Here is a 23,627-nt window from a genome sequence, read left to right on the forward strand (position 1 = left end):
GGCGTCAGCCCTTGTCGGGCGGTGGCGAGATGCTGTTGAGGACGGTGCTGCCGTCCTTGCTGCGGGTCAGGTAGATCGGCAGCACCTTGGGCAGGTTGTCCACCAGCCGCTCGACTTCGCGGGTGTTGTAGATGCCGCTGATGCGAATGCGCCCGGTACCGGGGTCGGCCAGCAGCAGCGGGGCGTCCAGGTAGCGGTTGATCACCGGCAGGGCCTGTTCCAGGCTCAGGTTGTCGAGCACCAGCTTGCCGTTGCGCCAGGCCAGGCTGTTGTCGTAGTCGTCGTTCTCGGCCAGCTGCGGTTCGAAATCCCCCGTGTGGTAGCTGGCCTGCATGCCAGGGCCCAGGCGGTAGCCACCAGCACCGCCGTCGCTGCTGACCAGCACCGAACCCTGCACCAGCGTGACCTTGACCTGGTCCTGATACTTCCAGACATTGAACTGGGTACCGGTGACGCGGGTCTGGCCGCGGCCGGCGCGGACGATGAACGGGTGGCTGCTGTCGTGCTGCACCTTGAAGAAGGCTTCACCACGCTTGAGGGTGACCTGACGTTGGTCCTTGTAGTTGAGGTAGGTCAGCTCGGTATGCAGGTTGAGCTCGACCGTGCTGCCGTCGCTCAACTGCACGGTCCGCGTGTCATTGCCTGCTTCGAAATGCTGGTAGTGATTGGGCACCCAGCCTTGCTCCCAACCCACCCATCCGGCCAGCGGCAACGCCAGCAGGACCAACGCCGCTGCCGACGCCAATGGCCGCCAGTTGCGTGCCCGTGGCGCGTGCCGTGCAGGTGGATTGAAGTCGATGACCGTGGCGGTGCGGGGCAACAGGTCGGCGGTTTGCCAGATTTCCAGCATCGCCTGGTATTCCTCGGCGTGACGCGGGTCGGCCGCCAGCCAGCGGGCGAACGCTTCACGTTCGACCTGCGTGCAATCGTCGGCGTGCAGGCGCATGCACCAGTGCGCGGCGGCATCGGTGATGGCTTCGTCTGGGCTGGGATTGAGGCGGTCTTGGTTCATCATGGCTCCGGGTTTTGCGCATTCTACCCCTGCAAAGGGGCTCCCGAGAACCGAGGTAATGGCGAATGACTATCAGTTATGTGTGTTTTTCGTCGGTTGCGCAAGGGATTTCCAGCGTTTGAGAACGCTTCGCGGCAAGCACGAAGCGCTCCCTTGCCGCCTCAGAATTGCTCGGCCGTCATCGCGTACAGGCTGGCGCTACCGGCGCGGATGCTGGCATCCAGGGCCAGGCTGCGCGGCAGCAAGCGCTGGAAGAAGAACGCCGCACAGGCCAGCTTGGCGCCATGGAAGGCCGGGTCTTCGGCGTGCCTGGCCTGGGCCACCGCCGCCATGCGCGCCCACATGTAGGCATAGGCGGTCAGGCCGAACAGGTGCAGGTATTCCACCGCCACGGCGTTGACCAGGTTGGCGTCCTCGCGTGCTCGTGTGCGCAGCCATTCGCTGGTGGCTTCCAGGCGTGCCAGGCTGGCCTGCAAGGCTTCGCGGTGCAGCGGTGCCCCGGCGCTGAAGGCCCGCACTTCAGCCGCAAAACAGGCCAGGGCCTGGCCACCATCGGCCAGTACCTTGCGCCCGAGCAGGTCAAGGGCCTGGATGCCGTTGGTGCCTTCGTAGATTTGCGCGATGCGCACGTCGCGCACGCGCTGCTCCTGGCCCCACTCACGGATGTAGCCATGGCCACCGTACACCTGCTGGCCGAGTACGCAGCTTTCCAGGCCGTTGTCGGTGAAGAACGCCTTGGCCACCGGGGTCAGCAGCGCGACCAGGCGCTGGGCATGCTCGCGCTCACCACCGTCCTCGGCGTAGCGCGCCAGGTCCAGCTGCTGGCCGACATAGGCGGCGAAGGCGCGGCCGCCTTCGGTGAGGGCGCGCATGGTCAGCAGCATGCGCCTTACATCGCCATGTTCGATGATCGGGTCGGCGGCTTTCTCTGACGCCTTTGGGCCGCTGGCGGCGCGGCTTTGCAGGCGCTCGTTGGCGTAGCGTGCGGCGCTCTGGTACGACGCTTCGGCGCAGCCGATGCCCTGGATGCCGATGGACAGGCGCTCGTAGTTCATCATGGTGAACATCGCCGCCAGGCCCTTGTTCGGCTCACCGACCAGGTGACCGCTGGCGCCATCGAAGTTCATCACGCAGGTGGCCGAGGCCTTGATGCCCATCTTGTGTTCGATCGAACCACAGTGCGCGGCGTTGCGCGGGCCGAGGCTGCCGTCGGCCTCGACCTGGTATTTGGGCACGAGGAACAACGAAATGCCCTTGGCCCCGGCAGGGGCGTCCGGCAGCTTGGCCAGCACCAGATGGACGATGTTCTCGGTCAGGTCCTGCTCGCCACCGGTGATGAAAATCTTGCTGCCGCTGATGCGATAGCTGCCGTCGGCCTGGGGTTCGGCGCGGCTGCGGATCAGCCCCAGGTCGGTGCCGGCGTGGGGCTCTGTCAGGCACATGGTGCCGGCCCAGCGGCCTTCGTACAGCGGTGGCAGGTAGGTGGTCTTGAGTGCTTCGCTGGCATGGGCATCGATGGCCAGGCAGCTGCCGGCGCTCAGCGCCGAATAGAGGCTGAAGCTGCAGTCGGCGGCGTAGAGCATCTCTTCGAACAGCACACCCAGCATCTTCGGCATGCCCATGCCGCCATACTCGGGGTTACCGCCCAGGCCCACCCAACCGCCTTCGCGGTAGGTGCGCCAGGCGTCGCGAAAGCCGTCCGCAGTGGTGACGTTGCCGGCGTCGAAGTGCACGCCTTGCTCATCGCCGTTGCGGCTGAGCGGGGCGATCAACTGGCTGGTGACCTTGGCGGCCTCCTCAAGAATGGCATCGGCGGTTTCAGCGTCGACACGCTCGGCCAGGGCGGGCAGGCGCGCCCACAGGGCAGGGCCCTGGAACACGTCATGGAGGATGAAGCGCATGTCGCGCAATGGAGCGGTGTAGTCGGTCATGTCAGGCTCGATAACGGTTCACAGGGCCTTGGCGCGGTCGCGCAGGACGTATTTCTGGATCTTGCCGGTGGACGTCTTGGGCAGCTCGCCGAAGACCACGGTCTTGGGCACCTTGAAGCCGGCCAGGTGTTCGCGGCACCAGCTGATGATGTCGCTCTCGCGGGTCTGCTCGTGGCCGGGCTTGAGGGCGACGAAGGCGCAGGGCGTTTCGCCCCATTTGTCGTCGGCGCGGGCGACCACGGCGGCTTCGAGTACGGCGTGGTGCTTGTACAGGGTGTCTTCGACTTCGATGGTCGAGATGTTCTCGCCGCCGGAAATGATGATGTCCTTGAGCCGGTCCTTGATCTCGACATAGCCATCGGCGTGCCACACGGCCAGGTCGCCGGTGTGGAACCAGCCACCGCGGAAGGCCTCGGCGGTGGCTTCGGGATTTTTCAGGTAGCCCTTCATCACCGTGTTGCCGCGCATGAAGATCTCGCCCAGGGTGTTGCCGTCTTGCGGTACCGGCTGCAGGGTCTGCGGGTCGGCGACCATCAGACCGTCGAGGGTGGGATAGCGCACGCCCTGACGCGACTTGATCCGCGCCCGCTCCTCCAACGGCAGTTCGTCCCATTCGTCATGCCAGGCACAGACGGTGACCGGCCCGTAGACTTCGGTCAGGCCATAGGTGTGGGTGACCCGGATGCCCATCTGCTCGACCGCACCGATGACCTTGGCCGGTGGTGCGGCGCCGGCGACCATGGCTTGCACCGGATGTTCGATGGCGGCCTTGGCGGCTTCGGGCATGTTGACCAGGGCGTTGAGAACGATGGGCGCGCCGCACAGGTGGCTGACCCGGTGCTCGCGGATCAGGGTGAGGATCTTCTGCGGGTCGACCCGGCGCAGGAACACGTGGGTGCCGGCCAGCGCGGTGATGGTCCAGGGGTAGCACCAGCCGTTGCAGTGGAACATCGGCAAGGTCCACAGGTACACCGGGCGGTGGCCCATGGCCCAGGTCATCTGATTGCCGATGGCGTTCAGGTAGGCACCACGGTGGTGATAGACCACGCCCTTGGGGTTGCCGGTGGTGCCCGAGGTGTAGTTCAGCGAAATCGCCTGCCATTCATCCTCGGGCCATTCCCAGGCAAAGTCCGGGTCGCCTTCGGCCAGCAGGGCTTCATAGTCGAGGTCGCTGACCGCACGGCCTTCGCCGTATTCGGGGTCATCCACATCGACCACCAGCGGCGGGTGTTCGAGCAAGGCCAGGGCCGCAGCGATCACTCCGTGGAACTCGCGGTCGGTGATCAGCACCTTGGCCTCGCCGTGCTGCAGCATGAAGGCGATGGCTTCGGCGTCCAGGCGCACGTTGAGGGTGTTGAGCACGGCGCCGATCATCGGCACGCCGAAGTGCGCTTCGAGCATGGCCGGAATGTTCGGCAGCATCACCGCCACCGTGTCGCTGCGGCCGACACCACGCCCGGCAAGGGCGCTGGCCAGGCGCCGGCAGCGCTGGTAGGTCTCGCGCCAGTCGCGGCGAATGGCGCCGTGGATCACGGCCGGGTAATCGCCGTACACGGCGGCGGTGCGTTCGATGAAGCTCAGCGGGGTGAGGGCGACGTGGTTGACGGCAGCGGGCATCAGGCCCTGGGCGAAGATCGACATACGGTAATCCTGTAGGGGAGGCAGACGCAGGTTGTGCGTGTGGCCCCCCGGTGGCTGATTGTTAGCTCTGATCAGGGTGCGGGCAGCGCGCCGATGGCCGCTTGCCCCTGTCGCAGTTTTACGCGAACCGCTATCGTAGATGGAATATCGACTATAGCAATATAGTAAAACTACTAGATTAAAGAGCGCCGACAGTGGATCAGACCCTTTCACCCTTGCTCGCCAAGGACCCACAACCCAGTGTGCTGCTGGCTGCCGATGCCAGCGTACTGGCAAGCAACCCGGCCCTGCAGGCGTTGATCGGCGCGGGCGCCACGCTGGGCGACTGGCTGCCGAGCAATGCCGCGGCGCTGGTGCGAGCCTGCCTGCGCCAGCACCGGGCAATCGCCGATGTGGAAAAACAGGTCGGCGAACGCATTCTGCTGTGGACCTTCATTCCCGATGACCAGGGCCAGTGGGTGCTGGCACGCTGTCGCGATGCCAGCGAAGAGCGCCAGGGCGCCCGTGAGGCCAGCCGCGCCCGGCGCCTTTATCGGCTGATCATCGAGAACACCACCGACCTCATTTCCCGGCACAGCCCGGACGGCCGCTTTCTCGACGCCTCGCCGGCTGCCTACCGCCTGCTTGGCCTATGGCCGGAGCAACTGCGCGGCATGCCGGTGCGGGCGCTGCTGCACCCGCGCGAGCGGCGCCAGGTACTACGCCAGGCCGCCGCCGCCCTGGATCAGGACGGTTACCACACCACGACCTGTCGTGTTCGCCATGCCAGCGGCGCCTATCGCTGGTTCGAGATCGCCAGCCGGGCGATCCGCGAGACCTACACGGGCGCCGTGGTGGAAGTGGTCAGCGTGTCGCGTGACATCACCCTGCGCATCGAGGCCCAGGAGAACCTGGCCCACAGCGCCCGGCTCGCCACCCTGGGCGAACTGGCGTCGGGGATCGCCCACGAGATGAATCAGCCGCTGGCGGCGGTGGTCAACTATGCCAATGCCAGCCAACGCTACCTGCAAGGCCTGGAGCGCGACCCGCAGGCGCGTGAGCGGGTCGGCCAGGGCCTGCAACGCATCACCGAGCAGGCGACCCACGCCGCCGAGGTGATTCGCCGCCTGCGTGCGTTCCTGCGCAAGGGGCCGCGGCGTCTGCAGGCGGTGGAAGTGGCCGAAGTCGCGGCCGAAGCCATGCGCCTGTGCGCCTGGGAGGCCGCACGTGATCAGGTCACTGTCGAACTGCGCCTCAGCGGGCAATTGCCGGCGGTGTTCGCCGACCGGGTATTGCTCGAACAAGTGCTGCTCAACCTGCTGCGCAATGCCATCGAGGCCAACCGCGAGCAGCATGGCGCGCAGCCGTCACGTATCCTGCTCGGCGCCGCGCGCGAGGGCGATGGGGTGCTGATCGAGGTCGCCGACCAGGGGCCGGGCGTGGCTGCCGAGCGCCTGGATGAGATCTTCACCCCGTTCAGTACCAGCAAGGCCGATGGCCTGGGCCTGGGCCTGAGCATGAGCCGCAGCCTGATCGAAGGGTTTGGCGGCAGCCTCTGGGCGCGTGCGGGTGAGGTGGGCGGGTTGGTGTTGTGCTGCCGCCTGGCAGTGAACCGGGGATAAGGAGAGAGCAGGGTGCTAGCGAAGGTGTATGTGGTCGACGACGACCAGGGCATGCGTGATTCGACGGTGTGGTTGCTGGAATCGGTTGGCCTGCAGGGCGTGCCGTTCGCCAGCGGCCAGGCGTTTCTCGAGGCCTGTGTGGACGATGGGCCGGCCTGCGTGCTGCTCGATGTGCGCATGCCCGGGCTGGGTGGCATGGCGGTGCAGCAGGCCCTGCGCGAGCGCGGCCTGCAGATCCCGGTGATTTTCGTCAGCGGCCATGCCGACGTGCCGATCGTGGTACGGGCGTTCAAGGCCGGGGCGAGCGACTTCATCGAAAAACCCTACAGTGACCAGCTGCTGCTCGACAGCGTGCAGGCGGCACTGGAGCGGGCAGGGCAGGCACGTCAGGACGACCTGGTGCTGGCCGCGGTGCAGGCACGCGTGGATGCCCTCACACCCCGTGAGCGCGACGTGTTCGTGCCGCTGGCCCAAGGCTTGAACAACCGCGAGATTGCCGAGCGCCTGGGCATCAGCGTGAAGACCGTGGACCTCTACCGGGGGCGGGTGATGAAGCGCCTGCAGGCCGGCAGCCTGGCCGAACTGGTGGGCATGGCGATTGCCTGCGGGGCCGTGCAGGCGCTGGGTTTGCGCGCCCTGTGAAACGTCGCCGGCAACGGCCGTTTCATGAATATTTGCATAGCCCCCTAATCAAAGCTTTGACATTCACTGCCTAGGCAGTAATATTTTTAAACAATTGCCCGAGCCGACCCCGATGTCCCATTTCAACCCGGAAAACTTCCAGACCTGCGCCATCGGCATGCTGCTGGGCCGTGCGGCGATCCTCAAGGACCGCATTCTCGACTGGCACCTCGAATCGGAGGGCGTCACCGCCGCACAGTTCAAGGTGCTGATCATCGTCACCCAGTACCAGGTGGATACCCCGGCTGAACTGTGCCGCTACCTGGGCCTGGACAGCGGTTCGATGACCCGCATGCTCGACCGTCTCGAGCAGAAGGGCCTGATCCTGCGCAACCGCTGCGCCGATGACCGCCGCCAGGTGCGCCTGGCGCTGACCGCCGATGGCCAGCGCCTGGCCGACCGCCTGCCGGAGATCGGCGCGGCGGCGATGAACGAACTGGTCGGCGTGTTGCAGCCAGACGAGCTGAAGACCCTCGAAGGCCTGCTGGCCAAGGTTCTTCTTGGCGCCGGCGACCCTCTGACGATCCGCCGCTTCGGCGATCGTTGATCCCTGTTACGCATATTCCAAGGTATTGTCATGGCCACTCCCACAGACACCGCAACTCCCTCCGCCGACGCGCCAGCGTCGGGCAAGCGCAAGGCCTGGCTGCTCGGCCTGCTGTTGCTGGTGCTGCTCGCCGGCGCCGGCACCTGGGCCTGGTACAGCCTGGTCGGGCGCTGGCACGAAAGCACCGACGATGCCTACGTCAATGGCAACGTGGTGGAGATCACCCCGCTGGTGACGGGTACCGTCACCAGCATCGGCGCCGATGACGGCGACCTGGTGCATGCCGGCCAGGTGCTGTTGCAGTTCGACCCGTCCGACAGCGAAGTGGCTTTGCAGTCCGCCGAAGCCAAGTTGGCGCGCAGCGTGCGCCAGGTGCGCGGGCTGTACAGCAACGTCGACTCGCTCAAGGCCCAACTGGAAACCCGCCAGGCCGAACTGCAGAAGGCCCAGCAGAACTACAACCGGCGCAAGGTGCTGGCCGACAGCGGTGCGATTGCCGCCGAGGAAATCTCCCACGCCCGTGACGACCTGACCGTGGCCCAGGCCGCCGTCAACGCCGCCCGCCAGCAACTCAACACCAGCACCGCGCTGGTCGACGACACCGTGGTGTCCTCGCACCCTGAGGTCATGGCGGCCGCAGCCGACCTGCGCCAGGCCTACCTCGACCACGCCCGCACCACCCTGGTGGCGCCGGTGACCGGCTATGTCGCCAAGCGCACCGTGCAGCTTGGCCAGCGCCTGCAGCCGGGCACCGCGACCATGGCGGTGATCCCGCTGAACGAAGTGTGGATCGACGCCAACTTCAAGGAAACCCAGCTGCGCGACATGCGCATCGGCCAGCCGGTGGAAATCAGCGCCGACCTGTACGGCAGCGCGGTCAAGTACAGCGGCACGGTCGACAGCCTCGGCGCCGGTACCGGCAGCGCCTTCGCCCTGCTGCCGGCGCAGAACGCCACCGGCAACTGGATCAAGATCGTCCAGCGCGTACCCGTGCGCATTCACCTCAGCCCCGACCAGCTCAAGGACCACCCGCTGCGCATCGGCCTGTCCACCGTGGTCGAGGTCGACCTGCACGACCAGAGCGGCCCGACCCTGGCCCAGCAGCCACCGCAGCAGGCCAGCTACACCACCCAGGTGTACGACCGCCAGCTGGTCGAGGCCGATAACCTGATCGCCCGGCTGATCCATGAGAACAGCGCCACCGGCAAGACGGCGCAGCGATGAGCAACAACGCCCCGGCGCAGTTCACCCCGCCGAGCCTGCTGCTGACCACCATCGGCCTGTCGCTGGCGACCTTCATGCAGGTGCTCGACACCACCATCGCCAACGTGGCGCTGCCGACCATTTCCGGCAACCTGGGGGTGAGCTACGAGCAGGGCACCTGGGTGATCACCTCGTTCGCGGTGAGCAACGCCATTGCCTTGCCGCTGACTGGTTGGCTGAGCCGGCGCTTTGGCGAGGTGAAGCTGTTCATCTGGGCCACGCTGCTGTTCGTGCTGGCGTCGTTCCTCTGTGGTGTCGCCCAGTCGATGCCGGAGCTGGTGGGCTTCCGTGTCTTGCAAGGTGTGGTGGCCGGGCCGTTGTACCCGATGACCCAGACCTTGCTGATTGCCGTGTATCCACCCGCGAAAAGGGGCATGGCCCTGGCCTTGCTGGCGATGGTCACGGTGGTGGCGCCGATTGCCGGGCCGATATTGGGTGGCTGGATCACCGACAGTTACAGCTGGCCGTGGATCTTCTTCATCAACGTGCCGATTGGCCTGTTCGCTGCGGCCGTGGTACGCCAGCAGATGCGCACGCGGCCAGTGGTCACCAGCCGCCAGCCGATGGACTACATCGGCCTGCTGACGTTGATCGTTGGCGTGGGCGCGTTGCAGGTGGTGCTGGACAAAGGTAATGACCTGGACTGGTTCGAGTCGTCGTTCATCATCATTGGCACGCTGATTTCGGTGGTGTTCCTGGCGATCTTCATCATCTGGGAACTCACCGACCGCCACCCGGTGGTCAACCTGCGGCTGTTCGTGCACCGCAATTTTCGCGTCGGCACCATCGTGCTGGTCGGCGGTTATGCGGGGTTCTTCGGCATCAACCTGATCCTGCCGCAGTGGCTGCAGACGCAGATGGGCTACACCGCCACCTGGGCGGGGCTGGCGGTGGCGCCGATCGGTTTGCTGCCGGTGATCATGTCGCCGTTCGTGGGCAAGTACGCGCACCGCTTCGATCTGAGGGTGCTGGCGGGGCTGGCGTTCCTGGCGATTGGCACCAGTTGCTTCATGCGCGCGGGGTTCACCAGCGAGGTGGACTTCCAGCACATTGCCCTGGTGCAGTTGTTCATGGGGATTGGCGTCGCGCTGTTCTTCATGCCGACCTTGAGCATCCTGCTGTCGGACCTGCCGCCGCATCAGATTGCGGATGGTTCGGGGCTGGCGACCTTCCTGCGGACGTTGGGGGGGAGCTTTGCGGCGTCGTTGACAACGTGGATCTGGATTCGTCGGGCGGATCAGCATCATGCGTACCTGAGCGAGCACATCAGCCAGTTCGACCCGGCGACGCGACATACGCTGGAGCAGTTGGGCGGGGCGAGTTCGCAGAATTATGCGCAGCTGGAGCAGATCGTCAATGCACAGGCGTACATGATGTCGACGGTGGATTACTTCACCCTGATGACCTGGGTGTTTGCCGGGTTGATTCTGCTGGTGTGGCTGGCAAAGCCGCCGTTTACCGCCAAGGCAGGGCCGGCTTCGGCGGGGCATTGAGGCAGTAACGCTGCTCTTGCTCTTGCTCTTGCTCTGCTTTTGCTTTGGCTTCTAAGCGCGCGGTAGTTCAGTCGACGCAAATTGCGCTCCGGGGTTCCCTCGCTCCGGTCTTGCTCCCGGGAGGACCGCGCTGAACGGCCCATCCTGGGCCGCAGTGACGGGCATCCATGCCCGTCACCTCCCTTCGCAAGATCAGAGGCCCAGGTTGAGTGCAGCGTCCTTGATCCAGAAACGAGCACCCTGAGCGCCGGCGCGTGCCTGCAAGGGCGTGCCTGGCGGCAGGCGCATCCAGCTCAGCGGCTGAAGGCTAAAGTCCGCGCCGTCCAGGCTGCCTTGCAGAAGCATGCATTCCAGTCCACGCGCGTTGTTCAGGTCGACAGGGGCGCCGGGTAGCACGTGCTTCAGATACACCTGTTCATGGGCGTTCGAGAACAGCAGTTGATTGCCCAGCGCCGATAACGTTGCGACCAGCTGTTGGCCGTCTTCAGGATGTAACTGCTGCAGGCGAACGAAGATCGTGCAGCCCTCGCCAGACCGTGGCGCGTGAGCACTACCAGGCGGGTTGCGCACATAGCTGCCCGCGGGGTACTGGCCGCGCTCATCTTCGAACACACCTTCCAGAACTACAAATTCCTCGCCGCCAGGGTGTTGGTGAGCGTTGAAATGGCTGCCGGGGGAATAACGCACCAGGCTGGTGGCCCGGGCCTTCTCGCCGCCGATGCGAAACAGCGGGCGCCGCTCGACGCCGGGCAGCGGGCTGGCCAGCCACGGCAGGTCGGCACCGTGCATGATGGCGGGCAAGGTCAGGTCGGCGTTCAGGCGGTCCGGGAGCATGGCGGTTTTCCTGATGTTGAAAGGCCGGGACAGGTACCCACCTATGATCAGCTGTTGTGGGATCTCGATAAAGGCTTTAAAACGCCCACAAATAAGAAATTCCATCTCAGAGGTGACCACACCATGAGTGCCCGCACTACCGCCATCGCCGGTCAAGGCAACAATCCCTGGCTCTGGCCAGCGCTGTTCAGCCTGGTGGCCTTCGCCGCCAATTCGATTTTCTGCCGCCTGGCCCTGCGCGATGGCGCTATCGATGCCGAGTCGTTCACCGTCGTGCGGCTGGCCAGCGGGGCGGCGTTCCTGCTCATGCTGATTCGCCTGCGCAAGCCGGGCATGGTCCTGGGTGGCAGCTGGAAGGGCGGGCTGGCGCTGTACCTCTATGCCTACCTGTTTTCCGTGGCCTACCTGCAGCTGGGTGCCGGCGTCGGTGCCCTGGTGCTGTTCGGTGCCGTGCAGATCACCATGTTCGCCGTCGCCTGGCTCAGGGGCGAACGCCTCAGCGCACGTACCTTGCTGGGCATGCTGATCGCGTTCGCCGGCCTGGTCCTGCTGCTGTTGCCCGGTGCTGAAGCGCCCCCGCTGCTCAGTGCCCTGGTGATGGCGGCCTCCGGCGTGGCCTGGGGCGCCTATTCGCTGCTGGGTAAAGGTTCGCCCAACCCGCTGGCCGACACCGCTGGCAACTTCGTCCGCAGTCTGCCCCTGCTACTGGTGCTGGGCGTGGCCATGCTGGCACTGGCGCGCACCCATGTCAGCCCGGCCGGGTTGCTGTATGCCCTGGCTTCGGGGGTGCTGGCCTCCGGTGCGGGCTATGCAGTGTGGTACGGGGTGGTGAAGCAGGTCAGTGCCCAGCAGGCGGCGACGATGCAGCTCAGTGTGCCGGTCATCGCCGCGCTGGGCGGTGTGGTGCTGATCGGCGAGCCGATGTCGCTGCGCCTGCTGCTTGCCTCGCTGGTGGTGCTCGGTGGCGTGGCGCTGGCTCTGCTGCCGGTCAGGCCACGTTAGAAGAAGCTGCGCTGGGCCTTGAGGGTGACCATGCTTTCGCAGTAGGTGTTGATGCCGGCATAGGCGTCGCAGCCGCTGCCGCTGAGGTCGGAGTTGCTGTAGATCAGGTTGAGGTCGATGCCCAGCCATGGCCGCGACAGCTCCAGCGACCAGTCGGAAAACCCGTTGATCTGGCTGCCGTCACCGATGGTGAAGGGGGTGCCCAGGCGGTGGTGGGCGAGCTTGACGGTCAGGTCGATATCGAACAACGGCAATTGGCCAAAGTCGGCGAACAGCGTGCCGGTGCGGTTGTCCGGGTTGTCGCGCCAGGCGCCGCCGAAACGGCTGCCCAGTACCGAGATGCCGCCGTACAGGGCAAAGCTGTCGGCGCCGGCGATATTCGGCTGGCTGTAGTGGATCAGGCCCACTTCGTAGCCGAGGGTGCTGTCGAAGTGGTGCTTGTAGCCGGTGTAGCTGTCCAGGCGCAGGGTCGAGTCGGGCGTCACGCCCATGCTCGGCGCGTACTGGCCGAGGTACCAGCCGTTGGGATGGCTGAGGTCGATGCCGCCGTGGAAGGCGCCCACCGCGCTCGGCGAGATCAGCCCCTGGGCCATGCTGCGCGAGGGCGTGGTGCCGAGCTTGAAGTCGAAATCGCCCAGTTGGCGCTGGATCTGTTGCGCGTGAAGTGGCGGGCTCGAGAGAAGGGCCACCGTCAGCAACAGCAGGGGCCTGGTCATGGTCACCGTCCTGGAAGGCTTGCGCTTGAGCGGCCGAGGATACCTGTGTTGGCTGCCAGGAGGCTACCGGCGGTGGCCATTACTCGACCATTGGTCAGGGCAGTTCATACCCCGAGGGGTTCGGCGATTTCGATCAGGTTCAGGTCAGGGTCACGTACGTACACCGAACGGATCGGGCCAGTTGCGCCAGTGCGTGCAACGGGACCTTCGATAATTGGCCACTGCACCTTCTGCAGGTGAGCGATCACCTGTTCCAGGCTGACCTGGCTGATGAAGCACAGATCCAGGGCGCCGGGTACCGGTAGATGTGCCTTGGGCTCGAACTCATGGCCGCGGACATGGATGTTGATTTTCTGGTTACCGTAGCGCAGCGCCAGGCGGTTATTGCCGAAGGTTTCCAGCTGCATGCCCAACACGCGCGTGTAGAAATCGGTGCAGGCTTCGACATCGGTGGTGGTGAGGACCAGATGGTCCAGGTGATCTATCATTGGCCAGCCTCGGTGACAGGGACTGAAGGCGATCAGTCCGGGCAGGGCCATGATAGTGCGCTGATCCGCTCTTTCAACTCAGCCTTTGATCGCAGGCTGAGCCTCGGCGACATCAGTGACCGCTTGCTGGCTCGTAGAACGCTCGATGACGCGTTTGCGCAGTTCGTACTCGTCAAGTGACAGGCTCTGGCGCTGGATGGACTCAAGTTGTAACTGACGGGTCTCTTCTGCGGTGTAGGGGCGCAGTTCGGGATGGCTGGCGCAACCGGTGAGCACGGCGATCGCGGTGGCGGAGAGTGCAGCGAGCAGCAGGCGGGCCGTGGTGTTCATCGGGGGAAGCTCCAGGATTCGGGCGGTGGGAATCGATGGAGCTAGGTTATTGATTGCTGGCGATCGGTAGAAATTGGTGTTGTCGATAGTGACTATCGAGGCTGCTGCAAGTTGCAGCGCAGTGGTCGAAAGCTGCCCCTTTGCTACCCTTATCGCACTGCGTCGACTGCCCGCGTTGCAAGTCATTCATTTCACGTATCTTGGCCAGATGGGGAACTGCGATGCGCCTGCCATTGTTATGCGTCCTGTCGTTGGTGTTGTGCCTTGACGGTGTTACCAGCCTGGCGTTGGCCGACGACCCGCCAGCACCTGACCCTGCACCTGCCGAAGCCAAGCAGGCGGTGTTCAACCAGGAGCAGCTCGACCAGATGCTCGCGCCGATTGCCCTGTATCCCGATGCGCTGCTGGCCCAGGTGTTGATGGCTTCGACTTATCCAGGCGAGGTGACCGAGGCGGTGGCCTGGTCCAAGGCCAACCCCAAGGCCCAGGGCGATGACGCGGTCAAGCAGGTGGCCAAGCAGACCTGGGACCCGAGCGTGCAGGCACTGGTGGCGTTCCCGCAGGTACTGGTGGTGCTCGGCCAGGATCCGGTCTGGGTCCAGCGGCTGGGCGATGCCTTCCTGGCGCAACCCGATGACGTCATGGCCGGCGTTCAGCGCTTGCGCCATCAAGCCCAGGCGGCTGGCAACCTGACCAGCAACCAGTACCAGAACGTCACGGTGCAGGCCGCGCCCGCAGCGGCTCCGGCTCCGACCAGCTCGGGCGGTTCGCAGGCTGCACCTGCCAGCAGCTCATCGACCAGTACCATCATCATTCAGCCGGCCGACCCGCAGGTGGTGTACGTACCCACCTACAACCCGACCACTGCCTACGGAACCTGGGCCTACCCGGCCTCGCCGCCAGTCTATTACCCGCCGTCGCCGATGTACTACGCGGGCACCGCGCTGATGGCCGGGCTGGCATTCGGTACCGGCGTGGCAATCGTCAACTCGCTGTGGGGCGATTGCGACTGGGGCCACGGTGACGTCGATATCGACGTCAATCGCTACAACAACATCAACGCCAACAACCGCATCACCAACAACCAGAACAAGTGGCAGCACAATGCCGTGCACCGCGATGGCGTGCCATACCGCGACAACCGCAGCCGCCAGCAGTATGGTCGCCAGCTCGACGGGGCCACCCAACGCGCCGCGTTCCGTGGCGATGATGCTCAGCGCACCCAGGCCCGTGACCGCGCCAGGGCCTCAATGGACCGCGCAGGTATCGAACGCCCTGCCACCAGTAACCGCGAAGCCCTCAACAGTGCGCGCGAAGCCCGGGCCGAAGGCGGCGTGGGCAACCGCATGCAGGGTGGCGCGAACGACTCGCGCCTCGCCGATCGCCGTGCAGAACCCCGCAATAGCCGTGACAGCCAGCAGGCGCGCAACCAGCTCGAGCAGCGCCGCCAGGGTGAAGGCCAGGCCAGGCAGGCCATGCAGAACCGCCCGGGCAACAGTGCAGGCAGGGCCCGCAACAATGCCTTCGACGGGGTACGTTCACCGTCGCGCACCCTGGCCCAGGCCAACCGCGGTCGCACCAGCCAGTCGTTCGCCCAACGGCCCAACGCCTCGCGCGCAGCGGGGCATCAGATATCCCGGCCCAGTGCGCCGATGCGTCGCGGTGGTGGAGGTGGCCGTCGATGAACATCAAGGCAACGATTGCTGCGTTGCTGATCGGCCTGGGCCTGGCCTGGGCAAACCTGGCCACGGCGCAGGAAGCATTCCCGAGCCCGGAGAAAGCGGTCGAAGCGTTCGTCCAGGCATTGGGCGTCGAGCACGCCGACGAAGCGCGGCTGGGGCAGTTGCTCGGAGATGACTGGCGCACGTACATACCACGTGGCGGTGTGCAACGCAGTGATGTCGATACCTTCCTGGCGCAATACAAGGCCGAGCATCAGATCGACAAGCAGGGCGACAACAAGGCCATCCTGGCCGTTGGCCCCGATCACTGGACCTTGCCCATTCCGCTGACCAAGGTTACCAACGGCTGGCGCTTCGACCTCAAGGCCGGCAGCGCCGAAATCCGCGCCCGGCGTATCGGTCGTAACGAACTGGCGGCCATGCAGTCGGTGCTTGCCTATCACGACGCACAGATGGACTACGCCTCCAAGGACCGCAACGGCAACGGCGCACTGGAATATGCCCAGCAGATCTTCAGCACGCCCGGCAAGCATGACGGCCTGTTCTGGGCGGACGAAGAGGGCGGCGATATCAGCCCGCTGGGGCCGCTGTTCGGCAAGGATGTGGTGGGTGATGCCTGGTACGGTTATCACTTCCGCATCCTCGATGCCCAGGGCCCGTCGGCACCGGGTGGCGCCTACAGCTACCTGATCGGCAACCAGATGAGCCGCGGCTTCGCCCTGGTCGCCTGGCCGGCGAAATACGACGATAGTGGTGTCATGAGTTTCATGATCAGCCACGACGGGCAGGTGTTCGAAAAGGACCTGGGGCCGCAGGGGGACAAGATTGCCAAGGCCATGAAGCGCTTCGACCCGGATGACAGCTGGAAAGAGGTAGACGTCAACGCCAGCGAATGACGGCCAGCGCGCACCGCCAGCGGCAGGCTGGGTGAAAACTACCCAGTGCTGTTCCGCTTTGGTGCGCGTGCGCCTCAAAACAGGTCTTGACGCACAGATTGCATTCTTCAAATCGATAAAAAGTGTGCAGAGCGAACAGGGATGGTTGTGCCGATTGCCCGCAAATTTTCCGTTTTTTGCGCTTGGCAAAAGCGGCTCGCATATTGCTCCCCCTTGTCGCAACGACAACCCGGAGCACCGTGCCATGAGCTCACCTACCGAATTCCCGCTATGCGAAGCCCCGCCATCCTCGCGCAAGGGGCTGCTGCCCATTGCCATGGTGCTGTTCAGCTTTACCTTCTTCACCGGCACCATGTTTGCCGGTGGCAAATTGGGCATGGCCTTCAACTTTGTCGACATGCTGTGGGTCGCCGCCGTCGGCAACACCTTGCTGGCACTGTATGCCGCAGCCCTGGCCTTCATCGCCTCGCGCAGCGGCTTGAACACCGTGCTGATGGGGCGCTTCTGTTTCGGCGAGGCGGGCAGCCGGCTTTCCGACTTCCTGCTGGGTTTCGCAGAACTTGGCTGGTACGCCTGGGGCACCGCGACCGTGGCGATCGTGCTGGTCAAGTTGCTGGGCCTGGCGGGCGGCTACACGGTGCCGTTGATGGTGCTGTTCGGCCTGGGCTTCAGCATCACCGCGATCATCGGCTTCAAGGGCCTGGACCTGCTGTCGCGGGTGTCGGTGCCGCTGATGTTCGCGCTGCTGCTGGTGTCGATGTACATCGCCACCGCCGATGCCGGGGGCTTTGCCGGCCTGGCGGCAGTGGTGCCCCATGAAACCATGACCTTCTCGGCTGCGGTGACCATGGTTTTCGGCACCTTCGCCAGCGGGGCCACCCAGGCCACCAACTGGACCCGGCTGTCGCGCAGCGGCCGGGTGGCGGTGGTGGCCAGCATCGTCGCCTTTTTGCTCGGCAACGGCCTGATGGTCGTCGCCGGCGCCTGGTGCGCGATGGTCTACCAGCAGGCCGACATCGTCGAAGTGATGATGCTGCAAGGCCTGTCGTTCGCGGCGGTGGTGATGCTCTGCCTGAACCTCTGGACCATCCAGGGGCCGACCATCTACAACGTCTCGGCAGCTGCCTGCCACTTGCTGCGCAGCGAGCGCCGGCGCACCGCCACGCTGGTCGCCGCAGCGGTGGGCATCGTGCTGGCGATCGGCGGCATGTATGAATTGCTGATCCCGTTCCTGGTGCTGCTGGGCTCGATCATTCCGCCCGTGGGCGGGGTGATCATGGCCGACTTCTGGTATCGCCACCGCGGCAAGTACCCGGCGTTGGCCTCGGTGCAGCTGCCGCGCTACAACCTCCTGGGCCTTGGTGCCTATGCGCTGGGTGCGGTGCTGGCCTATGCCTCGCCGTGGGTCGCGCCGCTGGTGGGTATTGGCGCCTCGGCCCTGTGCTACATCGTCCTGCTTGAAATCAGCGGCCGGCGCCGGGCGCTGGGCCAGGCGGGTGTCGAGCCGTGAGCCTGGCACTGGACGAGATCCTGCACTTGCCTGGCCTGCAGGAGATGACCGTGCGCGCCGGTACACGCAACCTGCAGCGGCGTGTGCGCTGGCCCTACGTGGCAGAGAACGAAGGCATCGCCGAGTGGGTGATGGGCGGCGAACTGGTGTTCGTCACCGGCATTAACCACCCGCGTGGCGAGGCCAACCTGCTGAGCCTGGTCGAGGACGGCGAGGCGGTGGGCATTGCCGGGATGGTGATTCTCACGGGCGGCAGCTTCATCCAGAGCATCCCGCTGGCAGTGATCGCCCGTGCCGAGCAACTGGGCCTGCCGCTGATCGAGCAGCCCTATGCCCTGAAGATGGTGATCGTCACCCACCTGATCGGCACGGCCCTGGTGCAGATGAGCCAGGTGCGCCGGTCGCGCAACGACATCCTCGGCCAGTTGCTCAGCGGCGACTACCCGAGCCTGGCCATTGCCCGCCAGCGGGCGGCGCACCTTGAACTGGCACTGGATGAGCCGCGTCGCGTGGTGGCGCTGCGCTTGCTGCACGTCGAGCCGCTGTTCGAGCGCCATGGCCTGGCCGAGGGCGAGCGCCTCTGGCAGGCTACCCGCCAGGCCCTGGAAGACCAGCTCGAAGCCTGGTGCCGCGAACGACCGGGGACGGTCACGGCGCAACTGCCGGGCGACCTGCAGGTGCTGCTGCTGGCGGATGCCGCCGACCTGCCGGTGACCCTGGCAACACTGCACCGGCAACTGAGCACGATGGTGGGTGAGCTGGCGCTGTACATGGGCCTGTCGAGCCTGGCTGCCGACTGCGCCCACTACCGTCAGGCGCTCAGCGAGGCGCGCCAGGCCCTGGAGGTGGCGCAGCAGCTGCACCCGGCCAACGGCTTCTGCGACTTCAGCGAGCTGGGCGTGCTGCGCCTGCTGCAAGGTATCGTCGACCGGTCGCTGATCGATGACTTCGTCGCCCAGACCCTGGGCCCGCTGATCGCTCCAGGGCGCAAGCAGCCACACGTGCTGGTGCACACCCTCGACGCCCTGCTCAAGGAAAACGGCAACGGGCTCAAGGCAGCCCAGCGCCTGGGCCTGCACCGCAACACCATCAACCAGCGCATTCAACGTATCGAACAACTGAGCGGGCAGTCCCTCGACGACCCGCTGTTTCGCATGAACGCTTCTGTCGCCATGCTTGTGTGGCGCATGAACGAAGCCCAAGGTAAGGAGTAACGCCATGAACATCATCAACGCCCGCCTGCGTGGCAAGAACGGCCTGTTCCGCATCGAACTGGACGGCGAGCGCATCGCCGCCATCACGCCACAGGCTGACGTGGCCGCACTGGCCATCCCGGATGACCTGGACGCCCAGCAGAACCTGGTGGTGGCGCCCTTCGTCGAGCCGCACATCCACCTCGACGCCACCCTCACTGCCGGCGAGCCGAAGTGGAACATGAGCGGCACCTTGTTCGAAGGCATCGAACGCTGGGCCGAACGCAAGGCAATCACCACCCACGACGACATCAAGACCCGCGCCAAGAAGACCATCGGCATGCTGGTGGACCATGGCATCCAGCACGTGCGCACCCATGTCGACGTCACCGACCCCAAGCTCACCGCGCTCAAGGCCATGGTCGAAGTGCGCGAGGAAGTGCGCCATCTGATCGACCTGCAGATCGTCGCCTTCCCCCAGGAGGGTATCGAGTCGTACGCCAATGGCCGGGCACTGATGACCGAGGCGGTGGCCATGGGCGCCGACGTGGTCGGAGGTATCCCGCATTTCGAGAACACCCGCGACCAGGGCGTGTCGTCGATCAAGTTCCTCATGGACCTGGCCGATCGTACCGGCTGCCTGGTGGACGTGCATTGCGATGAAACCGACGACCCACAGTCGCGCTTCCTCGAAGTGCTGGCCGAAGAGGCGCGGGTGCGCGGCATGGGCGCGCGGGTGACCGCCAGCCATACCACGGCCATGGGCTCGTACGACAATGCCTACTGCTCCAAGCTGTTCCGCCTGCTGAAGATGTCGGGCATCAACTTCGTCTCGTGTCCCACCGAAAGCATCCACCTGCAAGGGCGCTTCGACAGCTACCCCAAGCGCCGCGGGCTGACCCGCGTGGCCGAAATCGACCGCGCCGGGATGAACGTGTGCTTCGGCCAGGACTCCATCGTCGACCCGTGGTACCCGCTGGGCAATGGCAACATCCTGCGCATTCTCGAAGCCGGGCTGCACATCTGCCACATGCTCGGCTACGAAGACCTGCAACGCAGCCTGGACCTGATCACCGACAACAGTGCCCGCACCCTCCACCTTGGCGAGCGTTATGGCATCGAGGTCGGGCGGCCGGCCAACCTGCTGCTGCTGTCGGCGCCGGATGACTACGAGATGGTCCGCAGCCAGGGCCATGCGCTGGTGTCGGTGCGCAACGGCAAGGTGTTGATGCGTCGCACGCCAGCGCAGGTCGAACGCTTTGCCTGACAGCTGGCGCGAGCGGCAGTCAAACACGCATTGGTGAAATACACGAGCGGCGAAGCCTGTGATAATGGGGGGCAATCACAAGGGCCACGCCATGCTGACCATCTCCAACAACGTGCATCTGCCCGATGCCGAAATCGAACTGAGCTACATCCGCGCGCAGGGCGCCGGTGGGCAGAATGTCAACAAGGTGTCCAGCGCCGTGCACCTGCGCTTCGACATTCCCGCTTCGTCGCTGCCCGCGTTCTACAAGGAGCGGCTGCTGGCGCTGCGGGACAGTCGCATCACCGGCGACGGCGTGTTGATCATCAAGGCCCAGCAGTACCGCACCCAGGAGCAGAACCGCGCTGACGCACTGGCGCGTCTTGCCGAGTTGATCATCACGGCTGGCAAGACCGAGAAGAAGCGCCGCCCCACCAAGCCGACCCTCGGCTCGAAGACCCGCCGCCTCGAAGGTAAAGCCAGGCGCAGCACGGTCAAGGCGGGCCGGGGCAAGGTGGAGTTCTAGGCGCGTCAGGAAAATCCGGCGAGCTCGCCTAGCGCCCCAGCAACTGCCCTACCAGCCACTGCCCGGCGGGCCCCAGCGCTCGCTGGCGCGACCAGGCCACATCCATGGCCACCCGCCGCGGGTAGCCGGCCATGGGCAACTCCACCAGGCCATTGCCGAAGCGCGCCACCAGCGCCTTGGGCAGTTCAGCCCAGCCGAAGCCGCGCACGGCGAACTCCAGCAAGGTCAGGTAGTCCGGTGCCGACCACGCTTGGCCGTGGCCATGGGGCAGGCTTGGGGCGTAGGTCTTGATGTACAGCTGGCGTTCGTTTTCGAGGTGCTGCGGTTGCAAGGCCGGCAGCTTTGCCAGCGGGTGTTCGCTGCTGACATAGAGGCAGAACTCCGCCTGTTCGGGCAGCCGCGCCACGCTGACATCCGCGGGGTAACGGTCCTGCGCGGCGAGGATGCCGATATGCGCCAGGCCCTGCTGCACCAGGTCGATCACGTCAGCGTCTTCGGAGGGGCCGCAGCGCAGCTCGGTGTGCGGGTAGTGTTCGGCGAAGCGGCCCATCGCCGCGCCCTGGAAGGTCACGCTGTAGCTGTCGGACATCACCACTGACACCAGCGGTTCGACCTGGTCAGCCAGGCGCACGGCCAAGGCATCCAGTTTGGCGCTGGCATCGAGGATCGCCTCGACGTGATTCAGCACCTGATGGCCGGCCGCATTGAGCGTGGGGTGGCGGCCAGCGCGGTCGAACAGCGGGCAACCGATGTCGGCCTCGAAGTTGGCGATGGCGATGCTGATGGTCGACTGGCTCTTGCGCAGCTTGCGCGCGGCGGCGGAAAAAGAGCCGAGGGCGGCGGCTTCGACAAAGGCGACGAGGGCTTCGGGGGAGTAGCGCATGGGTATCGATAAAAGCCATGGAAGATTTGCGTGAGTATCGACTCCATCTAACTGACCAGCAAGCCTGAACCGTATTCCAGCAGTTGCGCCAGCGCTTGGCTGGCGGCAGCAGGGCCTTCATCAATCGGCTGTATCACTCAGATCACTGGGGTCAATCATCTTCCCGCATTGTTCACTGGCCAGCCGGCTGATGATCCGGCTGACGCTCCTCTTGGGGCTGGCTGTAGACCTTGATCCAGGCGTAGAGGCTGTGCACGGACATGCCCAGGCGCTGGGTGACATCGGCGACAGGTTTGCCTTTCTCGGTCACTTGCTTGGGCGATCCACGCGTTCTTCGCGATGACGCAGCGGCGCGCGTGTAATGCGCCAGTCCTCGTGGAGCCGATCACCGTCAGCGCTCAAGTTCATGGACTAAAATCTCAGTCTGACGTCTGGTGATGAGAGCTGTCATTAATCCGAACTGAGGGAAATCCCTCATTGCTGGTGCTAGGGCACTCTCCTAGCATGAACTCGAATTTTGCCGAAACTGTGGAGTAAGTTATGACTCATGCACAAGTCGACGACAAGCGTCCAACCGCGGATCCAGCTGAGGACAATGCGTTTTTCCCCTCCCCATATTCACTAAGCCAATTTACCTCTGCGAAATCCGATCTCAGTGGTGCCGACTATCCCGATGCCTACACGGGCGGAAGGTGGAAAGTTCTCGTCATTGGCGCAGATGAGCGATACCTGTTGACGGATAATGGCACCATGTTCTCTACCGGAAACCATCCCGTAGAAACACTGCTCCCGATGTATCATCTGGACAAAGCAGGGTTCGCTTTCGACATCGCGACGTTGTCGGGCAACCCGGTGAAGTTTGAGTTCTGGGCGATGCCATCCGAAGATGTCGAGGTAAAAGGGTTATATGAAAAATACCGCGATGAATTTAAACAGCCTAAGAAGCTGTCGGAGGTGATTGACCAGGCATTGGGTGATGATTCTGACTACATTGGGGTTTTCATCCCGGGTGGCCACGGAGCACTGATTGGTCTGCCGGAAAGCACTGACGTGAAGAAGGTACTGGAGTGGGCGGCAGATAAGGATAAATTCGTGATTTCTTTGTGTCACGGCCCCGCTGCTTTAATCGCCGCAGGTATTGGCCAGAGCAAAGACTCCTATATTTTCAACGGATACGAAATCTGCGCGTTCCCCGATGATCTCGATGCCAAGACCCCAGACATTGGCTACATGCCAGGCCATTTAACCTGGAAGTTTGGTGAAAAACTTTCTGCCCTGGGCTTAAAGATCATCAACAAGGATATTTCCGGTGCGGTCCATAAAGACCGGAAGTTGTTGACCGGGGACAGTCCGCTGGCGGGTAATGCATTAGGTAAGTTAGCGGCAGCAGAGTTGTTGAAAGAGGTCGCTAAAAAGTGACTACTGGTGTAGCCGACGCTGCCTTGAAAACCGTCTTGGAGCTAGAGAGGGTCTCACAACTTTCTTTGCTTCAGGACGCTGTTCGCGCCTTTGCCAAGCGCTTCGGCTACGATCGTTTCGTTCTGTTTTCTGCGTCACCGGTACAGGACGATGTGGTTGACCGCATTTATTGGGTTGAAGGCAATTGGTGGAGCGACGGCCAGACGGTCGATGCTGAAACCTATGTGCGCAGGTGTCCTGTCACGCGTCACATTCTGGAGGCCCGCGAACCGTTCTTCTGGACGAAAGCCCAGTGTGAAAATGGAGGTAGTTATCGCGTGGTCCGACGTCCTGTTGGACCCGGCCCACACGGCCTGCAGGTGCCGGTTTTTGGCCCCTTGGGTCTTGAGGGCGCCATGAGTCTGGGAGGGGACCAGGTCCATAGCAGCCCCGATGTTCGTGTGCTTCTGGGTGTCGTGGCCACCGCCGCATTTTTTTCCGCTCGCCGGTTGCTGGAGTTACCCGCCGGTGACGTGGTCAGGCAGTTGTCAGCCCGAGAGCGCGAGGTGTTGACCTGGACGGCTGCTGGTCGACGTCAGGCCGACATCGCCGCAGCGCTCGGTTTATCGGAACGCACCGTGGAAAATCATTTGCGGGCGGCACGCCGCCGCCTTGGGGTGGTAACGACTGCGCAAGCCATCAAGATCGCCATTCGCAATGGCGACCTTGGTGAACTTGGCGACTGAGGAGGGCC

At 64.5% G+C, this 23,627-nt stretch carries 22 protein-coding genes and 1 pseudogene; 14 read left to right on the forward strand and 9 right to left on the reverse strand.

Annotation, left to right across the window (positions count from 1 at the left end; genetic code table 11):
* Nucleotides 1-4: 4 nt before the first annotated feature.
* From C2H86_RS22960 to C2H86_RS22970, 3 genes are all read right to left on the reverse strand, one after another.
* On the reverse strand, nt 5-1,012 hold the full coding sequence (locus C2H86_RS22960; RefSeq protein ID WP_159409974.1) for a FecR family protein: 1,008 nt from the start codon (nt 1,010-1,012) through the stop codon (nt 5-7).
* Between the two features lie 161 nt (nt 1,013-1,173).
* On the reverse strand, nt 1,174-2,943 hold the full coding sequence (locus tag C2H86_RS22965) for an acyl-CoA dehydrogenase C-terminal domain-containing protein (RefSeq protein ID WP_159409975.1): 1,770 nt from the start codon (nt 2,941-2,943) through the stop codon (nt 1,174-1,176).
* An 18-nt stretch (nt 2,944-2,961) separates the two neighbouring features.
* On the reverse strand, nt 2,962-4,584 hold the full coding sequence (locus C2H86_RS22970; protein WP_159409976.1) for an acyl-CoA synthetase: 1,623 nt from the start codon (nt 4,582-4,584) through the stop codon (nt 2,962-2,964).
* A 194-nt stretch (nt 4,585-4,778) separates the two neighbouring features.
* On the opposite strand from C2H86_RS22970, the gene C2H86_RS22975 reads away from it, so the two are divergent.
* From C2H86_RS22975 to C2H86_RS22995, 5 genes are all read left to right on the forward strand, one after another.
* Entirely contained in the window at nt 4,779-6,185 is a 1,407-nt protein-coding gene (locus tag C2H86_RS22975; protein WP_159409977.1) for a sensor histidine kinase, read from the forward strand.
* A gap of 12 nt (nt 6,186-6,197) precedes the next feature.
* On the forward strand, nt 6,198-6,827 hold the full coding sequence (locus tag C2H86_RS22980) for a response regulator transcription factor (RefSeq protein ID WP_159409978.1): 630 nt from the start codon (nt 6,198-6,200) through the stop codon (nt 6,825-6,827).
* 112 nt (nt 6,828-6,939) lie between these two features.
* Complete coding sequence (locus C2H86_RS22985) at nt 6,940-7,413, forward strand: MarR family winged helix-turn-helix transcriptional regulator (RefSeq protein ID WP_159409979.1); 474 nt, start codon at nt 6,940-6,942, stop codon at nt 7,411-7,413.
* Nucleotides 7,414-7,443: 30 nt separating this feature from the next.
* Nucleotides 7,444-8,637 carry an HlyD family efflux transporter periplasmic adaptor subunit gene (locus C2H86_RS22990; RefSeq protein ID WP_159409980.1) on the forward strand — a complete coding sequence of 398 codons (1,194 nt, stop codon included), beginning with the start codon at nt 7,444-7,446 and terminating at the stop codon, nt 8,635-8,637.
* Nucleotides 8,634-10,169 (forward strand): DHA2 family efflux MFS transporter permease subunit, encoded by a 1,536-nt coding sequence (locus tag C2H86_RS22995; RefSeq protein WP_103447873.1) that lies wholly within the window; start codon nt 8,634-8,636, stop codon nt 10,167-10,169. Before C2H86_RS22990 ends, C2H86_RS22995 begins: the two co-directional genes overlap by 4 nt.
* Nucleotides 10,170-10,361: 192 nt before the next feature.
* Here the strand turns inward: C2H86_RS22995 and C2H86_RS23000 are convergent, their stop codons facing one another.
* Nucleotides 10,362-11,003, reverse strand: a complete 642-nt coding sequence (locus C2H86_RS23000; RefSeq protein ID WP_159409981.1) for a cupin domain-containing protein — start codon at nt 11,001-11,003, stop codon at nt 10,362-10,364.
* Between the two features lie 123 nt (nt 11,004-11,126).
* Between C2H86_RS23000 and C2H86_RS23005 the strand changes: the two genes are divergently transcribed.
* Nucleotides 11,127-12,005: a DMT family transporter gene (locus C2H86_RS23005; RefSeq protein ID WP_159409982.1), complete on the forward strand. Its 879-nt coding sequence runs from the start codon at nt 11,127-11,129 to the stop codon at nt 12,003-12,005.
* On the opposite strand, the gene C2H86_RS23010 is transcribed toward C2H86_RS23005, so the two are convergent.
* The 3 genes from C2H86_RS23010 to C2H86_RS23020 all read right to left on the reverse strand — a co-directional run bounded on the left by C2H86_RS23010 (nt 12,002) and on the right by C2H86_RS23020 (nt 13,539).
* On the reverse strand, nt 12,002-12,721 hold the full coding sequence (locus C2H86_RS23010; protein ID WP_159409983.1) for a TorF family putative porin: 720 nt from the start codon (nt 12,719-12,721) through the stop codon (nt 12,002-12,004). The genes C2H86_RS23005 and C2H86_RS23010 overlap by 4 nt on opposite strands.
* Before the next feature lie 104 nt (nt 12,722-12,825).
* Nucleotides 12,826-13,209, reverse strand: coding sequence for a VOC family protein (locus C2H86_RS23015; protein WP_103446933.1), 384 nt, complete (start codon nt 13,207-13,209; stop codon nt 12,826-12,828).
* A gap of 78 nt (nt 13,210-13,287) precedes the next feature.
* Nucleotides 13,288-13,539, reverse strand: coding sequence for a hypothetical protein (locus C2H86_RS23020; protein WP_159409984.1), 252 nt, complete (start codon nt 13,537-13,539; stop codon nt 13,288-13,290).
* Between the two features lie 221 nt (nt 13,540-13,760).
* On the opposite strand from C2H86_RS23020, the gene C2H86_RS23025 reads away from it, so the two are divergent.
* The 6 genes from C2H86_RS23025 to arfB all read left to right on the forward strand — a co-directional run bounded on the left by C2H86_RS23025 (nt 13,761) and on the right by arfB (nt 20,592).
* Nucleotides 13,761-15,224: a DUF3300 domain-containing protein gene (locus C2H86_RS23025; protein ID WP_159409985.1), complete on the forward strand. Its 1,464-nt coding sequence runs from the start codon at nt 13,761-13,763 to the stop codon at nt 15,222-15,224.
* Nucleotides 15,221-16,117: a DUF2950 domain-containing protein gene (locus C2H86_RS23030; protein WP_159409986.1), complete on the forward strand. Its 897-nt coding sequence runs from the start codon at nt 15,221-15,223 to the stop codon at nt 16,115-16,117. Before C2H86_RS23025 ends, C2H86_RS23030 begins: the two co-directional genes overlap by 4 nt.
* 244 nt (nt 16,118-16,361) lie before the next feature.
* On the forward strand, nt 16,362-17,627 hold the full coding sequence (codB, locus tag C2H86_RS23035) for a cytosine permease (protein ID WP_159409987.1): 1,266 nt from the start codon (nt 16,362-16,364) through the stop codon (nt 17,625-17,627).
* On the forward strand, nt 17,624-18,841 hold the full coding sequence (locus C2H86_RS23040) for a PucR family transcriptional regulator (RefSeq protein WP_159409988.1): 1,218 nt from the start codon (nt 17,624-17,626) through the stop codon (nt 18,839-18,841). Before codB ends, C2H86_RS23040 begins: the two co-directional genes overlap by 4 nt.
* Nucleotides 18,842-18,845: 4 nt before the next feature.
* Entirely contained in the window at nt 18,846-20,087 is a 1,242-nt protein-coding gene (gene codA / locus C2H86_RS23045) for a cytosine deaminase (RefSeq protein ID WP_159409989.1), read from the forward strand.
* Nucleotides 20,088-20,178: 91 nt separating this feature from the next.
* Complete coding sequence (gene arfB, locus C2H86_RS23050) at nt 20,179-20,592, forward strand: alternative ribosome rescue aminoacyl-tRNA hydrolase ArfB (protein WP_159409990.1); 414 nt, start codon at nt 20,179-20,181, stop codon at nt 20,590-20,592.
* A gap of 28 nt (nt 20,593-20,620) precedes the next feature.
* Here the strand turns inward: arfB and C2H86_RS23055 are convergent, their stop codons facing one another.
* Nucleotides 20,621-21,475, reverse strand: a complete 855-nt coding sequence (locus C2H86_RS23055) for a LysR family transcriptional regulator (protein WP_159409991.1) — start codon at nt 21,473-21,475, stop codon at nt 20,621-20,623.
* A 190-nt stretch (nt 21,476-21,665) separates the two neighbouring features.
* Nucleotides 21,666-21,845 (reverse strand): annotated as a pseudogene (locus C2H86_RS23060) (transposase); the annotation flags it as partial.
* Between the two features lie 170 nt (nt 21,846-22,015).
* Between C2H86_RS23060 and hchA the strand changes: the two are divergent.
* Together hchA and C2H86_RS23070 are read left to right on the forward strand one after the other, a co-directional pair.
* A complete protein-coding gene (hchA, locus tag C2H86_RS23065) occupies nt 22,016-22,894 on the forward strand; it encodes a glyoxalase III HchA (RefSeq protein WP_159409992.1) in 879 nt (292 codons plus the stop codon).
* Nucleotides 22,895-22,917: 23 nt separating this feature from the next.
* Nucleotides 22,918-23,619, forward strand: coding sequence for a PA1136 family autoinducer-binding transcriptional regulator (locus tag C2H86_RS23070; protein WP_240349632.1), 702 nt, complete (start codon nt 22,918-22,920; stop codon nt 23,617-23,619).
* Nucleotides 23,620-23,627 lie beyond the last annotated feature (8 nt).

Origin of the sequence: Pseudomonas putida, from assembly GCF_009883635.2 — a bacterium.
In the GTDB taxonomy this organism is placed as follows: Bacteria; Pseudomonadota; Gammaproteobacteria; order Pseudomonadales; family Pseudomonadaceae; genus Aquipseudomonas; species Aquipseudomonas putida_W.

Bases quoted from the DNA above. Each gene is read 5' to 3' on its own strand.
- C2H86_RS22960 (WP_159409974.1), bottom strand. From the start codon at position 1,012: ATGAACCAAGACCGCCTCAATCCCAGCCCAGACGAAGCCATCACCGAT.
- C2H86_RS22965 (WP_159409975.1), bottom strand. From the start codon at position 2,943: ATGACCGACTACACCGCTCCATTGCGCGACATGCGCTTCATCCTCCAT.
- C2H86_RS22970 (WP_159409976.1), bottom strand. From the start codon at position 4,584: ATGTCGATCTTCGCCCAGGGCCTGATGCCCGCTGCCGTCAACCACGTC.
- C2H86_RS22985 (WP_159409979.1), top strand. From the start codon at position 6,940: ATGTCCCATTTCAACCCGGAAAACTTCCAGACCTGCGCCATCGGCATG.
- C2H86_RS22990 (WP_159409980.1), top strand. From the start codon at position 7,444: ATGGCCACTCCCACAGACACCGCAACTCCCTCCGCCGACGCGCCAGCG.
- C2H86_RS22995 (WP_103447873.1), top strand. From the start codon at position 8,634: ATGAGCAACAACGCCCCGGCGCAGTTCACCCCGCCGAGCCTGCTGCTG.
- C2H86_RS23000 (WP_159409981.1), bottom strand. From the start codon at position 11,003: ATGCTCCCGGACCGCCTGAACGCCGACCTGACCTTGCCCGCCATCATG.
- C2H86_RS23005 (WP_159409982.1), top strand. From the start codon at position 11,127: ATGAGTGCCCGCACTACCGCCATCGCCGGTCAAGGCAACAATCCCTGG.
- C2H86_RS23010 (WP_159409983.1), bottom strand. From the start codon at position 12,721: ATGACCAGGCCCCTGCTGTTGCTGACGGTGGCCCTTCTCTCGAGCCCG.
- C2H86_RS23015 (WP_103446933.1), bottom strand. From the start codon at position 13,209: ATGATAGATCACCTGGACCATCTGGTCCTCACCACCACCGATGTCGAA.
- C2H86_RS23020 (WP_159409984.1), bottom strand. From the start codon at position 13,539: ATGAACACCACGGCCCGCCTGCTGCTCGCTGCACTCTCCGCCACCGCG.
- C2H86_RS23025 (WP_159409985.1), top strand. From the start codon at position 13,761: ATGCGCCTGCCATTGTTATGCGTCCTGTCGTTGGTGTTGTGCCTTGAC.
- C2H86_RS23030 (WP_159409986.1), top strand. From the start codon at position 15,221: ATGAACATCAAGGCAACGATTGCTGCGTTGCTGATCGGCCTGGGCCTG.
- codB (WP_159409987.1), top strand. From the start codon at position 16,362: ATGAGCTCACCTACCGAATTCCCGCTATGCGAAGCCCCGCCATCCTCG.
- codA (WP_159409989.1), top strand. From the start codon at position 18,846: ATGAACATCATCAACGCCCGCCTGCGTGGCAAGAACGGCCTGTTCCGC.
- arfB (WP_159409990.1), top strand. From the start codon at position 20,179: ATGCTGACCATCTCCAACAACGTGCATCTGCCCGATGCCGAAATCGAA.
- C2H86_RS23055 (WP_159409991.1), bottom strand. From the start codon at position 21,475: ATGCGCTACTCCCCCGAAGCCCTCGTCGCCTTTGTCGAAGCCGCCGCC.
- hchA (WP_159409992.1), top strand. From the start codon at position 22,016: ATGACTCATGCACAAGTCGACGACAAGCGTCCAACCGCGGATCCAGCT.